The sequence below is a fragment of the Acinetobacter sp. 1000160 genome, assembly GCF_000588715.1.
GTDB lineage: Bacteria > Pseudomonadota > Gammaproteobacteria > Pseudomonadales > Moraxellaceae > Acinetobacter > Acinetobacter courvalinii.
In genome coordinates, this window is record NZ_JFWP02000001.1 from 440271 (window position 1) to 455225 (window position 14955).

13 protein-coding genes are annotated in these 14955 nt (G+C 41.4%); 1 reads left to right on the plus strand and 12 read right to left on the minus strand.

The features are described 5' to 3' along the window. Positions 1–45: 45 nt before the first annotated feature. The 6 genes from J699_RS16205 to J699_RS0218340 form a co-directional block, all read right to left on the minus strand. On the minus strand, positions 46–1209 hold the full coding sequence (locus J699_RS16205) for a hypothetical protein (RefSeq protein WP_032869604.1): 1164 nt from the start codon (positions 1207–1209) through the stop codon (positions 46–48). Beyond that, complete coding sequence (locus J699_RS16200) at positions 1206–2543, minus strand: TolC family protein (RefSeq protein WP_032882688.1); 1338 nt, start codon at positions 2541–2543, stop codon at positions 1206–1208. Before J699_RS16200 ends, J699_RS16205 begins: the two co-directional genes overlap by 4 nt. Continuing rightward, positions 2540–4126: a GH3 family domain-containing protein gene (locus J699_RS16195; protein ID WP_032869598.1), complete on the minus strand. Its 1587-nt coding sequence runs from the start codon at positions 4124–4126 to the stop codon at positions 2540–2542. The genes J699_RS16200 and J699_RS16195 overlap by 4 nt, the downstream gene beginning before the upstream one ends. Further along, a complete protein-coding gene (locus J699_RS16190) occupies positions 4123–4911 on the minus strand; it encodes a hypothetical protein (protein ID WP_171070871.1) in 789 nt (262 codons plus the stop codon). Before J699_RS16190 ends, J699_RS16195 begins: the two co-directional genes overlap by 4 nt. A 186-nt stretch (positions 4912–5097) precedes the next feature. Further along, complete coding sequence (locus J699_RS16185; RefSeq protein ID WP_032869594.1) at positions 5098–6645, minus strand: DHA2 family efflux MFS transporter permease subunit; 1548 nt, start codon at positions 6643–6645, stop codon at positions 5098–5100. Positions 6646–6665: 20 nt separating this feature from the next. Further along, a complete protein-coding gene (locus J699_RS0218340; RefSeq protein ID WP_032869592.1) occupies positions 6666–7727 on the minus strand; it encodes an HlyD family secretion protein in 1062 nt (353 codons plus the stop codon). Between the two features lie 731 nt (positions 7728–8458). Between J699_RS0218340 and J699_RS16180 the strand changes: the two genes are divergently transcribed. Continuing rightward, positions 8459–9331 (plus strand): bile acid:sodium symporter family protein, encoded by an 873-nt coding sequence (locus J699_RS16180; RefSeq protein WP_032869590.1) that lies wholly within the window; start codon positions 8459–8461, stop codon positions 9329–9331. Positions 9332–9385: 54 nt separating this feature from the next. Here J699_RS16180 and J699_RS16175 read toward each other — a convergent pair whose 3' ends face one another. The 6 genes from J699_RS16175 to J699_RS16155 form a co-directional block, all read right to left on the minus strand. Continuing rightward, a complete protein-coding gene (locus J699_RS16175; protein WP_032869588.1) occupies positions 9386–10387 on the minus strand; it encodes a 2-dehydropantoate 2-reductase in 1002 nt (333 codons plus the stop codon). 154 nt (positions 10388–10541) lie between these two features. Then, positions 10542–11417, minus strand: a complete 876-nt coding sequence (gene hchA / locus J699_RS16170; RefSeq protein ID WP_032869586.1) for a glyoxalase III HchA — start codon at positions 11415–11417, stop codon at positions 10542–10544. Between the two features lie 108 nt (positions 11418–11525). Beyond that, positions 11526–12530 (minus strand): NAD(P)H-quinone oxidoreductase, encoded by a 1005-nt coding sequence (locus tag J699_RS16165; protein WP_032869584.1) that lies wholly within the window; start codon positions 12528–12530, stop codon positions 11526–11528. Positions 12531–12534: 4 nt separating this feature from the next. Continuing rightward, the gene (locus J699_RS16160; protein WP_032869582.1) at positions 12535–13413 is read right to left on the minus strand and encodes an AraC family transcriptional regulator; all 879 of its coding nucleotides are present in this window, start codon (positions 13411–13413) and stop codon (positions 12535–12537) included. Between the two features lie 218 nt (positions 13414–13631). After that, positions 13632–14135 (minus strand): hypothetical protein, encoded by a 504-nt coding sequence (locus J699_RS0218345; protein ID WP_032869580.1) that lies wholly within the window; start codon positions 14133–14135, stop codon positions 13632–13634. A gap of 123 nt (positions 14136–14258) precedes the next feature. Next, complete coding sequence (locus J699_RS16155; RefSeq protein WP_032869579.1) at positions 14259–14951, minus strand: GntR family transcriptional regulator; 693 nt, start codon at positions 14949–14951, stop codon at positions 14259–14261. Between the last annotated feature and the right edge of the window lie 4 nt (positions 14952–14955).

Genomic DNA, 14955 nt, shown 5'->3' on the forward strand with positions numbered 1-14955 from the left:
AGTTCCTCAAAGCCTAAAAAATTGAGGAACTTTTTATGATTTAAATCAAATACGTCCAACTTCTAAATACGGAATTAGATGCTTATTAAATTTGGGACGTGGATCACCCTGAAAACTAATAAAACCGTGCATGCCTGTTAAGCGTTCACCTTTGTAAAACTGATTGAGCTGAAAACGTGGATCTTGATGTGACAAGGTAAAGCTCACAACTCCTACACCTCGCTGCTTAGATATTTTCTGTGCATCTTCAAGCATTAAATGATGCAGTGCTAACTGCTGGGGATGGCACAACAGGCTATGTAATACATGATATCTCACCGAGTCGCCAAGTTTAGGTAATGGCATGCCTTTAGTCACTTTGGTCAATACATTATAGATTGGACGTACGAGGCCAATCGCTGAACTGTAATGCAGGATTTTGGTCTGTTTAATGGTATGTTGGTCCCATAATCCAAACATTCCCACAAGTTTTCCATCTTGAAAATAAAGCTGAAAGTCCGAGAGTTGTAGACCCGAAAAATAAGGGTGTCCTGCATGTAACTCGGCAAAATTATAAGCCGGGATAAAATTATAATGCTGCGACATTTCGGCAATAAACCGGTTCATTGCGGTAATATGTTCGGGTCGAGCCTGACATGTTTTAATCTCCCCCCTCTCAGTTTCAGTCCTGTGATTTAAAAACGCTTTAATTGTTCTTTTGTTTCCCAGATGCGTTAGTGTCAGTGTTTCGATTAAGCCTTCATCATAATAATCAGGAATCCCGCTTTTTCCAGTTTGTATGGCTGCTCTTGCTGCATAGTTATCATTAAAGATAATCATCTGGCTAAAATCAGGTTCATGCAGGGTCTGCTTGACATGCGCACCCAATACTTTAACTAAGGATTTGCCACGATAGTTTGGATCGACACGCAAATCACTGGCATAGCGCACATTCTGTATTGCCTTATCGACATAGCACGGGCGATGACCATTGCTATAACAGGCAACATTCTTTTGATGTTCAGTATCTTCAATGACCACATGCAGCTTATGTCGATACAGAATATCTGAAGCTTTAAAATAGCTCGGTTCACGCTGAAAACTGATTTGTACGCCTTTGGTGGTCATTGGCACCGCAATCAGTGCACGTAAGGCCTGATCGTCAGCCAAGGTTGCTTCACGGGTAATCAAGCTGTTTTGATTAGGGGATGTCGGTGGGTTTGTTTTCATTGATTATTCACCTGTGTAGCCGTCTGGTCTGGGACCAGCTGATTTAATTGTCCCATCTGATCCAGGAGTTGATAGACATACACGACTTCGTCCTGTTCATTGACGGTTTTTTGGGTCTGTACGTCCAATAATTTTTGTTCGGTATTGAGTAGATCAAAGGTGGTTTTGGTACCTAAGTCGAACTCTTTTCGGGTGTAGACAAATGCAATCGATGCTGCATCTATGGCATTTTGCAGTGCCTCTTTATTTTGTCGAATACTTTGCAGCTGTGCATATGTAGTTCGTGCCCGCTGATTTAAATCAAGCTCAAGCGCCCGGATCTTTTGATTAGCCAGATCGACATCGGCCTGCGCTTTACGAGTATTGGCCCGGTTCAGGCCATCATCGAACAAAGGCACATTCAGTTGTACGCCCACCATGTAATTGTTACTTTCAGAACCGATATAACTTGCTTCATGCTGCTTGCCTGCTCGGCTGGTCAGCATGACTGTCGGCCAGAGTTCCCGTTTGGTTAGGGCATATTGTTTCTCAGCAGCCTGTTTTTCATATTTACCGCGCATCAATGCAGGATGACGGTTAGTTCTCGCTAAAACTTCATCCACGCTGTTTGGAATTGCTGGCAACTGTTTGATGGCAACAAGATTATCTGCGGTTAAACCAGTAATTTGATAAAACTGTGCTTCACTCACGGTAAGATTGGATTGAGCCTGTGTAATATCAGCTTGGCCTTGGGCCACTTGGGCCAGAACCTGAGCCAGATCGGCACGGGTAATCATACCCACGTCAAAACGCCGTTGTGATTCATAGAGCGAGCGTTGCAGATTCGACATGGTCTTTTTCCGTAGCTCTAAAATCGCCTTTTTCTTTAATACATCGGTATAGACCATCACCGTATTCAGAATGGTTCCCGATCTTTGGTCAGATAAACCCTGTGCCTGTGCAGATAACTGGTTCTTCGCTACTTCAACGCCCAAACCATGCCGTCCGGACGTATAAACGGGATAGTCCAGCTGTAATTGCAGACTTCGGCCTTTGCGGTTGCCTTCGGTTGGAAACATGACCTGAGCAGGTGTTTCCACCCGCTCATAATCAAGTTGGCCGACCAGATTAACTTTTAAGCCATCCCGTTGTTTAGCCTGCTCCAGCATGGCAGTGGATTGACTGACACTTAAGCGGCTGACTTCGAGTTGACTTTCATGCCTTAAACTCGCTGACAAAGCCTCATCTAAAGTCATGGCATTGACTGTATTTGAAGCGGATAGCAGTCCCGCGCACAGTACAAGATGCGTGGGCGTTAAAAACGGCTTACTAAATTGCGTCTTCCCTTTCTTCATAGTTGTTCCAAACTATTCAGGGTAATTTTCTTTAAGGGTTCAGGCTTGATATTGCCTTCGATAATGCCATCAAACATCACCAGCTTTTTATAGGCATTCCAGCCATCCGGCGCTTGACGAATCTGTGGTTGATCCAACTGACCTAAGTTACGGGCAAGTTCATAATGAAAATTCTGACGCAAAATACGATCAATATATTCATCGTTAACACTGTGATGAATTTCCCCTTCAAACAGAACGCAATAAAACGGTTTAACCTGTTGTTCCGTATCAATCGCCAGCAATGAGATGGCTTTAGAGTCGGTTTCGTTCAGTTGTGAAAGCAGTTGCTGTGCTGTCTCTGGAGCAAGCTTTTCACCGACCAGATCGACACCAAAACGGCGTCCCTGAAACTCAAAGCAAGGAATCTGTTGCAGAAAACCGGTGACCCGTAAACAATCATCAAGACAATATCGTAGTAGGCCATTTCCCGACGTGATGATTGGACTCACCACATCACCCACTTTAAGTTGCCATGATGGGATAATCTGGCCCTGTTTCTCTCCCTCAAGATATTCAAACTCGTAAAAATGACTTTGATAAGCTAACGGATATTGATCGTTATACGGAATGGTCACCACACCTTCAGTTGCCCATAGACCTTTGCCCTCGAACTGCACATCAGGCAGTCTCTGCTTTAATTTTTCAGCCCAGGCTTTAGAGCCCGCGGTATCCCAACTTGAAACCAGACTTAATTTTGGCCAAAGCTGCTTAAAATCAATGTGCTCACCATTAGAACTGTTGATTAAGGCCTGTGCACTTTCAGGACTATAAGGTGCCGTGACGTCTTTCAACGAATTTTGGCGCATACCCCATAATCCACTTTCCAGCACTTCAATCACTTCCTGTTGCAGGGCTCCCAGACGTTCCAGCAACTGTAGTGCAAAGGTTGGACTCCATACCGAGATCATGGCTAGATTTCGATTAGCTACCAGATAACAAATGGTTGCAAACAATGCATCATCGGCATTTGCAGCAAAGGCCACATTACTTGGAACAGCTTGGGTAAACTTGGATAAGATCCGTTTACCCATGCCTAATAATGCACTGTCATCATTCAGGTTTTTGTCTTTTAAAACTTCACGCTGGCTTTCTGGCAACCATGACACGGACCAGTAATGTGTTCCAGAACCGAGTTGTGGACACTTGCGGTACATGCTGGCTAACCAGGGAGCAATGGCATGATCGAGCTGATCTAAAAACAGTTTGGTATAAGGAATAAACTTAATCTGTTCACTTGAACCACTGGTTGGCTGAAAACGCACCAGCTTACTGCTGGAAAGTGCAAGCTTTTGTTCACGATAGCGCTGGATATCTTCTCGCCAGGCGCCGTAACGTGTAGCTGGAAATGATTTTATAAACTGTTCATAATTTTGCACTTTTTTATCTTTTGCAAAGGTTGAGGTCTGTAAAATCGAATGCAAAATTTGACGTTGTGTTGCTTCTAATGCATTAAAGCGTTTGGTAAAGTTACGATCAGAGGCATCACACCATTGTTTTAAAATAAGATGCGAGCCGGTTGTCAGCCATTCAGCAGCTTTCATTGGATCGCCTCCCGACGGTTGGTTTTAGAGATTGAAAGCGCCTCACATTTGCCTTTACTGGTCGGCTTTGTCATCAGCTTTACCGGAAAACGGGCAATATCTTTCCAACCCATACGCCCAATACATGGCAGCTCGGTACCCATTGTCCAGGTCGGATTTTTCTGTTCAAAGAAATTAATATTCGGATTTTTCTCTCTCATTTCAGCCGTAATCGGGGCAATTTCGCCTTTTAATGGCTGATAATCCTCGCCAAAATTTAATAATCCTGCTTCTTTATCATAATATTCGCCAAAGAAATTTTCACAATAATGCTCAATCACTGAAGAGAGATGCTGGTTTTCATCTTTAATATTGGGGTAATATACATAATAGTTATTGGCAAGTAGCAAGTAGGTCTTATAACCTTTAGAAATCAGTAACCAGTACAGTTCATTAAATGGATATCTGATTCTGAGTTTAATCATCAGCTTGAGCATGGCACTTTGAAGTGAGCGCGTTCCCCAAAACTCTCTTAAAACAACAGTATCGCCACTAAATAAAACGGTATAGTCCTTGCCATTCAAATAGAAATGTTGCACCACGACGGTAGAGAAACCAACGATCTCATTAGTCTGTGCATTAAAAATCAGGATTGCACCACTTTTCTTTTTAAAATCATCCACGAAAATAGAAAATCTGGTGTTTTCATAATATTGTTCATAAATCGAGTACATCACTTTTAAGCGATCAAGATCGATTTGCTCTTTTTCAAGATATTGACCATAGGTACGTTCTTTCTGGTTCAATTTTGAAATTAGTTTATATGTGGTATTAATCATAATACTTCACCTTCTACATCTAGATATGCGAGTTCCCCGATCTCATACAGAGATATTCAAAAACTCATCTAAGTGTTGTTTTTATAAAGGGATCTTTTTTATATAAGCCCTATTGTTTTTGATTGTTTAAACTTACCCTCTGTTTTTGGATTTCTACATATTCATTTTTTTCCCCCGATCCATAAATATAGTTAAAAATGCGGTCATAAACATAATGATTGCGAGCATGCGTAATAAATCATTAAAACTTGATGTCAGCGCCTGATAATGAATGTCACGATAAATCATGCTCAGCGCAATTTGCTGTGCGTTTGAACCAACCTCCTGATATTGCGCCGTAAGCTGATCCAGTCTTTCGACGAAGATCCAGTTCTGGGGATTCATATACTGATTAATTTGAGTGACATGTAATGCGGTCAGCCAATCCAGTGAAGAATTAATCAGCGCCAATCCCACTGCTCCGCCAATATTACGCATCAGGTTGTAAATCCCGCTGGCATCAGCAACCTTACTTAGCGGTAAAGTACTCATGGCCAGATGCGAAACTACAATCAGGCAGATCATCAGGCCTATTCCGCGATAAATTTGCGGCCAGAACATAAAGTCATAATCGCTGTGAATGCTAAGATGTGAATTCAGCCATACACCAAAGCCCGCCAGAATCATGCCGACGAATACGGTTTTACGGGTATCAAAATTAGGAATCAGCCAGGCAAGGAATGGGGCAAAAAAGAACATCACTACGCCGGTGACCATCATGACGTGACCAATCTGACTACTGTTCATTTCTCTTACCTGCCCAAGAAAGACCGGAATCATATAGCCCAAGCCATACAGTGCCATGCCGATCACAAAGGTAGTAATCGCACTGAGGGTGAAATTCTTGTTCTTGAATACGCTTAAATCGAGTAAAGGTTTAGGCTGAGTAAAGCTTCTGGAGAAGAAAATCATGCCACCGATCAGACAGACCATAAAGGCGATACGCACACCCGAATCTGCAAGCCAGTCATGTCGAGCACCTTCATCCAGAAAATATTCCAGTCCACCCAAGAACATCGCCATACCAAGCAGGCTCAGCCAGTCCATAGTTTTAATCAGTGAATAATTAGCGCGGTCAATATTGGGCCCTGAGTAAATCACGGTGGCAATAATAATTCCGGGAATGATGTTGATCAGGAACATCCAGTGCCATGAAAAATTATTGGTGAGCCAGCCGCCTATGGTTGGACCAATTGCTGGACCTAAGGTACTGACCATGCCAAAGGTCACCAACGGTAAGGAACGCTTTGCCTCAGGAAACAGCAGATATAATGCCGTCATTGAGGTTGGAATCATGCCACCGCCCATAAAGCCCTGAATCGCACGAAACACCAGTAAGCTTTCCAGATTCCATGCCAGTGCACAGAGTAAGGAACTGATGGTAAATCCCACTGCACAAAGGGTGTAATAGACACGGGTCGAGAGTACGCGCGAAACAATGCTCGACATCGGAATGGCAATGATCTCTGCAATCAAGTACACCGTTTGAACCCAGGTTACTTCGTAACGGCTCGCACTCATCCCTGCCTGAACTTCGTTTAAAGAACTGGCGACGATCTGAATATCCAGAATTGCCATAAAATTGCCAAAGATCATGGCAGCAAAAATGGCCCATGCCGTTTTCGGGGGGAATTTCCACTCATTTTCAACAGCCTGATTCATCACTTATACCTGATTTATGCTTAAGTTCTGAGATCAACGGTCGCACTGACCGACATGCCTGGCTTAATCAGATCGATGTGTGGACTTGAATCGATACTGATGCGTACCGGAATACGTTGTACGACTTTGTTAAAATTTCCCGTCGCATTGTCAGGTGGCATCAGCGAAAAAGTTGCTCCTGATGCCGGAGAAAAGCTTTCGATTTTTCCGGTATAAGTCAGGCTTGGATAGGCATCTATTTTGAGTTTAACTTGCTGTCCAATATGCATTTTTTCTATTTGTGTTTCTTTGAAATTGGCCTGCACATATAAGCTTTTGTCTGGAATGATCGCCATCAAACGCGTTTGCGGTGAGACACGCGATCCCTTCTGGATTGCAAGACTGCCAACTTTACCAGATACAGGACTGACCACTTTGGAGGAAGCCAGATCAATCTGATAAAGGTCCAGACTGGCATTGGCATTTTCAATATCAGCTAAAATCTGGGCTCTACTCGCCTGCAAGCTGCCCAGTTGTGCTTCTGCGGCATTGACCGCAGCTTGTGCCTTGCTTAGTTGTGCCTGTGCGGTCAAATATTGGGACTGAATGCCTTCAAAGTTTTGTCGGGTAATCACCCCATCTTTTAACAGGTTTTGATAGCGTTCAAAATCTTTTTTCAAGCGCGATAGATCAGCTTGTGCTGCAATAACACCACTATTTGCTTCACTGATGGATGACTTGGCTGATTTTTCATTTTGTTGCTGCACTCCAAGTGCTGCTTGTTTTAAGGTCACCATAGAACGGGCCTGGTCATAACGGGCCTGATAATCGCGATGATCCAGTATTGCCAAGGTTTCCCCTTTTTTAACAACCTGATTGTCTTTAATAATCAACTCAATGACTTCACCTGATATCTTTGGCATCACCCAGGTCAGATCTGCCTGAACATAGGCATTATCGGTAGACTGATAATGTCGATATACAAAAAAATAATATATAATGCCGATGAGAAGTAATAACAGCAGCACACTAAAAACTGCTCCTGTTATTTTTTTTCGACTTTGGAAATTAGTGTCAGTTTCTAGCTGAGCGACGTTATCCATATTGATTCCGCTTATTTGTCATACTCAATTTTTTATTTTCACCAATAAAATATTGGGATCTTTTTACTTAACTCTTCACCTGTTTTTATTCAATAAATCATCACAGGATGAAATTGCTGCTGATTATCATTCTTAAGTCAAATAAATATCATTGACCGTTTTGACATGCATTTTTTCTATTTCTGTCAGTAGCACGAATCTTATAAAAACTATATTTAAAAATGATGTAATTTAAGATGTGGCCTATTTTGTTGATCTAAATTTGTTTTTTATAATGTTCTACTCTATTGTTAATGCTATATATATTTACTATAAATGAGTTAAGGAAAAATTTTCTGCTGAACAGAACAGGTCTATGCATTTGCTTATTTTGCATACACAATCTGCTTTTTGTAACTGATTTAAAATAACGTTGTAAAAATGTAAAGATAATAGAAATAATTTTTATATCTTATTTTCTTATAATCTAATTTTGAATCATTTATCATCCATTTGACAGATTTATGACAGAAAAACAAATAAATTGTTTAATCGGCATAAATATTTAGAATTAATAAAAGAAATTTATTAATTGGTTATTTATAGTTGATAATGATTGGATTTGTTTGTGTGGTAGTTGTTGTATTGGCTTCATTATGCCAAATGCATCAAAAACTATAGAGTGAATATTTTTATAGTTGATAATATATAAATTTTTTTAATATAAATTTAACCCAAAGGAATAAATAGTAATGGATTCTGGATTAATCACCCTTTTCTTACCCATCGCACTTGCGATTGTCATGGCTGGTTTGGGCTTGGAACTCACTTTAAAAGATTTTGCCCGCGTCACCAAACATCCCAAAGCGGTCATCATCGCCCTATTTTGCCAGTTGGTTTTATTGGTCGGGATTGCATTGCTGATTTGTAAACTACTGGCGCTTCCTCCACTACTTGCTGTCGGTTTAATGCTGCTGGCTGCCTCACCTGGTGGATCGACTGCAAACCTGTTCAGTTACTTATATAAAGGCGATATTGCTTTAAACATCAGTTTGACCGCCATTAATGCATTAGTGGCAGCCCTGTTTTTACCTTTTATTGTCAACTTCGCCATTTTGCACTTTATGAATGAGGGCCAGCAGCTTGGACTACAGTTTTCTAAAATTCTGCAAGTTTTCCTGATTATCTTGGTACCAGTAGCAATCGGGATGCTGGTGCGTCATTTTGCGCCACATATCGCAGAAAAGTTAAATCGGCCAGTCCGAATTTTTGCGATTGTTTTCCTGCTTATCATCATTGCTGGGGCGATTTTTACAGAAAGAGAAAATCTGCTGGCGTATTTGGGACAAATCGGTTTCGCCACCGCATTATTCTGTGCCATTAGTCTAGCGGTCGGTTATTTTGTTCCCCGATTGTTTGGTATCAGTTCCTATCAGGCCCGTGCCTGTGCCTTTGAAATCGGCATTCATAATAGTACCCTTGCCATGACCATCGCGCTTACCGTCATGGCCAGTACAACCATTGCGATGCCAGCCGCGGTGTATTCTATTTTTATGTATATCTTCGCGACGATCTTTGGCATTTTGATTACCCGCTTTGGTCCACCCGTGACTGAAAAGTCTTAAGTACTTATTATCACCACTAGCGTATAACTGATTTTCAGTGATACGCTATTTTAATTACGCGACTTCTAGCTGTTGTTTAAGCGCTTGTGCTGACCATGCCTTGGGCGATGTTTCAGCCTGTTTAATCAATTGAATCAATCTAGCATTGACTGGTGCTTTCAAATTGAGTTGCTGTGCTAAACCAACAACTTCCCCATTAATCCAGTCAATTTCTGTGCTTCGCCCTGCCATAAGATCATCGGCCATCGAAGAGCGTGCCAGCGGATCAATCGCTAACATATTTTTGCTGACAACATTAAACATAAAATCTGGCAGGCTTAATACCCTAGGAATAATCTGCGCTGGCAAAGCAGTGAGTTGAGCAGGTTTGATCCCTGCAATTTTAAGCAGTTTTAACGCTTCCATTTGTGCCATTGCCAGACATTGACGATATCCCCGAATAGAAAGCTGTTGCTTTAAAGGAAGTTGTGACAAGGCATTCACTGAATTATTCAGATTAAGAATTAACTTGGCCCATTGTACTGCCTGCATATCAGATGCAAGTTTGAGTTCCAATCCAGCAGTTTTAAATGCACTTATCAACTCATGCATTGGCTCGTGCTGCTGGGTATATAGAGCTCCTTCTGTACCTTGATGAAACCTACCATTTCCTAAAGCCGCAACATTAAAAGGAACCATGCCTGCAAGAATGGTTTGGTTGGGCAGAATCTGTTTTAAAATCTCCGCATTTCTTAAACCATTTTGAAAACTGATCATCAAGGTCTTGTTTGTTAAAACAGATTTTAACTCATGCGCAACTTGCCCAGTGGCGGCCGATTTAACACAGACAAAAATAATATCTGCTTGCGCTGCAAGCTGTGGATCATCACTCAGTTGCAACTGGTCTGCTGCAATGGTGTGTTGATACCCAAGATAATCCGAAACCGTCAGGCCATATTGTTGTAATTGCTGGCGAATTTTGGGGCGGACAATTAACTGGACATTGCATCCTGCAGCGACCAGTCGACCACCCAGATAGCAACCAATATTACCCGCACCATAAATACATATTTTCATTTAACATCCTGTTCAGTTCACATCCATGTGAGTAACTTTAACCTTAAGTCATAATAGAGATTGTCAGTAAATTGGCAATTGATACAGCTATTTAGATTGAAAAGTTAAAAAAGCCCAACATTAGATGTCAGGCTTTCATTTTTATCTCAAGCAATTAACGTAGCTCTGGATCGGCCAATAAAGTGCTTGCTGCCAATTTGCCTAAATTGTTTGAAGCCAGCGGACTATCACCCGTCAGTAATTTCCGGTCCTGGTGCACCTGACCTGTAATTCCTGTGTTTAAGATTTTAACGCCAAGCTTTTGCAGATTTTCACCGACCAACCACGGCAGTTGTCCTGGCATATAACCAATATCAATATTCGCGCCTTTATCTAAAGCATCAGGGAAAACACAAAGCTGATAGTCTTTGAAAATATAGTCTTGTGGATTTTCATCAACCGCCGCGGCAAGTAATGCTGCTGGTCCATGACACAAGGTAATCACATATTTATCGTTGGCAAGCGCCCACTTTAAGAGCTGTTTGACTTCCGTACTGTGTGGAATCTTCGCCAGTACACCATGCCCACCGGGAATAAAGAGTCCTGCATAAGGAGAATCAGCACTTAAGGCTTGCTCGAGTACATCAGCAAGTTTTAAGGGTGCTTTGAGCTGTTTCTCATATTTTTTATAGGTGTCAAGTACCACTTGTTCTTCGTTGGGCATCGCCCACATTTCCAGCTTAACCGGATTGCCTGACAGTGTCGCCACGTCAAAGGCAAAACCTGCATTATCCAGATGGAACATGGGCAATAGCATTTCCACGGGGTGATTGCCGGTAGAAAAGAATTTTTCATTTTGCATCAAGATATAACGTTCGTCTGTCGCGATCATCAAAATCTTTTTATCGCCCTGATACGGCTGTGGATAGGTTGTACCATCATAATCCGTTTTAGCAGAAGTATACTGGCTCAATGAATACGGCGATGGAAAGAATGCGTTATCTTCCGCACGGTCTGGTGTTGGATTACGATCATCGGTATTTGTTGTCATTTCAAGTTTCCTCATTGCATCGTTTTATTGATATCCATACTGCTGCAGTAACCTGCCATACTCAAGGACTGAGTACGAACAGGCATGGAATGAACATAATCAGGCAAATTAAGACTTAATTTCGAGTACCACCTTGCCAGTATGCTGGCTGCTTTCTAAACACTGATGTGCCTGTGCGACATCCTCAAAAGCAAAGGTTTTATAGATAATTGGCTTACATTGCCCTGCCTCAATCAAAGGCCAGACAAACTGTTCAAGATCCTGAGTAATCTTAGCCTTTTCTTGATTGGTTCTGGCACGCATGGTTGAGCCAGTGACCACTGCACGTTTCAGCATTAATTCCTGTATATCAAAGCCGTCAACTTTACGGCCGCCCATAAAGCCAATAATCACCAGTCGACCATCACGCTTTAACAATCTCAGGTTTTGGTTGAAGTAAGACGCACCGATAATATCCAGAATCACATCTACGCCCTGCCCATCGGTCAGCGCCAGAACTTCTTTTTCAAAATCCTGAGTTTTGTAGTTAATGACCTGTGACACAGCAGATAATTTTTCAACTTTGTCATCACTCCCCACCGTGGAGAAGTTTTTAATGCCCATGGCATGGCATAAGCTGATTGCGGTTGAACCAATCCCACTGGCACCGCCATGAATCAGCACGGTTTCATCTGTCTTTAATTGACCAATCTGGAACAGATTCGCCCAGACGGTGAAATAAGTTTCGGGAATCGCAGCGGCCTCAACAAAACTGAGATTTTTTGGAATCTTCAAGCTTTGATTGGCGGGGACGGCACAATATTCAGCGTAGCCACCGCCGTTGGTGAGTGCGCAGACTTTATCACCCACTTTAAACTGAGTGACTTGAGCACCTACTTGTGCGACCACTCCTGATACTTCCAGTCCGGGAATAGGCGTAACGCCTTTTGGCATCGGATATAATCCTTGACGCTGTAAAATATCTGGTCGGTTAATTCCAGTTGCGTAGACTTCAATCAGGATTTCATCTGCTGTAATTTCTGGGCGTGCTCCCTCGGCAAGCTGTAACACTTCAGGGCCGCCTGCTTGAGTAATTTCAATATATTTCATTTGTTCTACGCTATTTTGATTCATCTGATCATGACTCCGTTTCAGTATTCGATTCAGCATGTTTGGGCGGAAAACCAAACTGCTTTTTAAATTCTCGGCTAAATTGAGAAGAGCTCTGATAACCAACAGCATAAGCCGCCTGAGCCACACTTTGGTCTGCGTTTTGCAACAATTGTTTTGCCTTATGCAACCGGACGACTTTTAAATATTGCAAAGGCGAATGTTGTGTCATCTGTTTGAAGGCTTTATGAAATGCAGAGGTACTCATATTGGCTTGCTCTGCCAGCATGTCTACAGTGAGCTTTTCGGTAAAATGGTGCTGGATATACTCGCAGATTTTATAAATAGGTCTGAGATTGCCTTGTGCCACCAAGCCTTTTAAGGCATCTGCCCCCGCATGTTGTATCACCCGATAAAGCAGTTCTCGTTTAATCTGCTCGCCTAAAACCAGCACATCCTGTTCCGAGGTCAATGTCTGTAATAAACGATTCAGCACACTCGAAATGGCCTGATCATATTCGATCACACTCATTCCAGTGGTCAGTGGCTTAAACTGGTAATTCTCGAAATAGGTTTTTGCAAGCAGCTCATTCACAGTGTCTGCGTCCAGTTTCATACTGATCGCTATCATCGGGGCTGCCACACTGGCAATGGTGTCACAGTCAAAAGGCATTGAAACAGAAACTATCAGGCATTGACCTTGTTGAAAGGAATAGGTTTCTGTGCCGATATAACCGCGCTTTTGGCCTTGTAAAACAAATACTAGGGTTGGTTCCTGTAATACCGCAATTGGTGGTGTGTTGTGGTCAACTCGCATTAACACAATGCCGTCAATCGCTGTGGCAAAAAAGCCTTCTTTCTGAACCAGTTTTAGAAATGAGTTGATCAGTGTTTGGTCATTCATCATGTGTCATCTGATGATTTGAAATATGATTTTTATTATTAAATAGCAAACAGATAAAAACTGTTAGTTTTATGCAGAATTAGGCATGGAATGAAGAGTTTTATGAAGCTCAGCGGATGTAAGATTGAATGTATTTCCTAATTTAACTGAACATTTCTACTTATTTTTAGGAAATAATAAAAACCCATTACTCACAAATGAGTAATGGGTTTATTAATATTTTACGGTTGTGATACTACTGTGTATTTACCAACTGGTAAATTCCATTTAGAAAGAAAAGCAGTATAACTACAAGATTTTTGGAAATATCCTACTTTAAGCTCCTCTCCTATACCATTTTTTTCACAACGAAATACGGCTTCATAATTGCCATGAGTTTCAATTGAATACTCTAACTTGACAAGTTTCATGTCTTTAAAACAGGATTTACCTTCAGGTGGATGAACCCATGTAATAGAATGATTTGAATAACTACTAGAACTTATAGCCATTTTTGAGTATACAGCTTCGATATATTCATCCTTTAATTCTGGATAACTCTCAAATGAAACACGATCACAATCACAATAAATTATATCTCTTTTGATCATGTCATTCCCACGATCCAAGATATCTTTTATTTCAACAATTTCCTGAGTTTCCTGAGAGTGAAATAAAAAATAATTCAAAAAGATGGAAGCTATTATAATCAGTAGAATCTGATACTTTTTTATAAATTTTTCCATTTTATTTCTAAAGATATATAGTTTACGATATATAAATTACCAGCATTTACCTCTATTAGAAATACACTCATGTCTAATAATTTTTACTTCATAATCAATTGAGAGTATTCGGTCAATTTAATGTTAGTAAAACTGACTCGAATCCAACATCTGTAGAGTAATTTTTTTCACTTCATCACGACTTTGCATGATATGCGCTTCAATCGCGCTGATCGCTTGTTCGGTTTGTCTCTCAAAAATAAAACCTAATATTTTTTGATGTTCCTGATAAGTCGCTTCAACCCGATAATCTTTGGAAAAATCCAAACGGCGGATAATCCGGATCCGTTCACTCAAATCACGATGAATCCTTGCCATTTCATTGTTTCCCGAAGCACGGACCAAAGCACAATGAAAATCCTCATCTTGCTGAGAGAGCTGCTTAATATCTTTTAAATACTCAGACGGTTGTATCAACCACAGTGCTTTTAATACCGACAACTCAACTGAATGATGGTGATCCATCTGACAGAGTTTTCGAATCGAATCTTTTTCCAAAACAATCCGTACATCATACAATTCTTCATAATAACGAAAATTGAGCGGTCGAATCTGCCAACCGCTCCGAAAGCTCACATCGACATAGCCCTCTTGTTGCAGGCGATACAAGGCTTGTCGGATGGGGGTACGACTCACCTCATAGCCCTTAGCAACTTCAGACTCAGTGAAGCGTTCACCTGGCATCAACTTGAAATCAAAGATGTCATTCTTGATGCGTTGGTAAACCAGCTCAGACAAATTGTCTGAGCTTTTTGTTGTTATTTTTGTTTCTTTCATTCAA

What these genes read in the sequence shown, in the direction of transcription:
- J699_RS16205 (WP_032869604.1), bottom strand. Translation starts at nt 1,209, where the DNA reads ATGAAAACAAACCCACCGACATCCCCTAATCAAAACAGCTTGATTACC.
- J699_RS16200 (WP_032882688.1), bottom strand. Translation starts at nt 2,543, where the DNA reads ATGAAGAAAGGGAAGACGCAATTTAGTAAGCCGTTTTTAACGCCCACG.
- J699_RS16195 (WP_032869598.1), bottom strand. Translation starts at nt 4,126, where the DNA reads ATGAAAGCTGCTGAATGGCTGACAACCGGCTCGCATCTTATTTTAAAA.
- J699_RS16185 (WP_032869594.1), bottom strand. Translation starts at nt 6,645, where the DNA reads ATGAATCAGGCTGTTGAAAATGAGTGGAAATTCCCCCCGAAAACGGCA.
- J699_RS0218340 (WP_032869592.1), bottom strand. Translation starts at nt 7,727, where the DNA reads ATGGATAACGTCGCTCAGCTAGAAACTGACACTAATTTCCAAAGTCGA.
- J699_RS16180 (WP_032869590.1), top strand. Translation starts at nt 8,459, where the DNA reads ATGGATTCTGGATTAATCACCCTTTTCTTACCCATCGCACTTGCGATT.
- J699_RS16175 (WP_032869588.1), bottom strand. Translation starts at nt 10,387, where the DNA reads ATGAAAATATGTATTTATGGTGCGGGTAATATTGGTTGCTATCTGGGT.
- hchA (WP_032869586.1), bottom strand. Translation starts at nt 11,417, where the DNA reads ATGACAACAAATACCGATGATCGTAATCCAACACCAGACCGTGCGGAA.
- J699_RS16165 (WP_032869584.1), bottom strand. Translation starts at nt 12,530, where the DNA reads ATGAATCAAAATAGCGTAGAACAAATGAAATATATTGAAATTACTCAA.
- J699_RS16160 (WP_032869582.1), bottom strand. Translation starts at nt 13,413, where the DNA reads ATGATGAATGACCAAACACTGATCAACTCATTTCTAAAACTGGTTCAG.
- J699_RS0218345 (WP_032869580.1), bottom strand. Translation starts at nt 14,135, where the DNA reads ATGGAAAAATTTATAAAAAAGTATCAGATTCTACTGATTATAATAGCT.
- J699_RS16155 (WP_032869579.1), bottom strand. Translation starts at nt 14,951, where the DNA reads ATGAAAGAAACAAAAATAACAACAAAAAGCTCAGACAATTTGTCTGAG.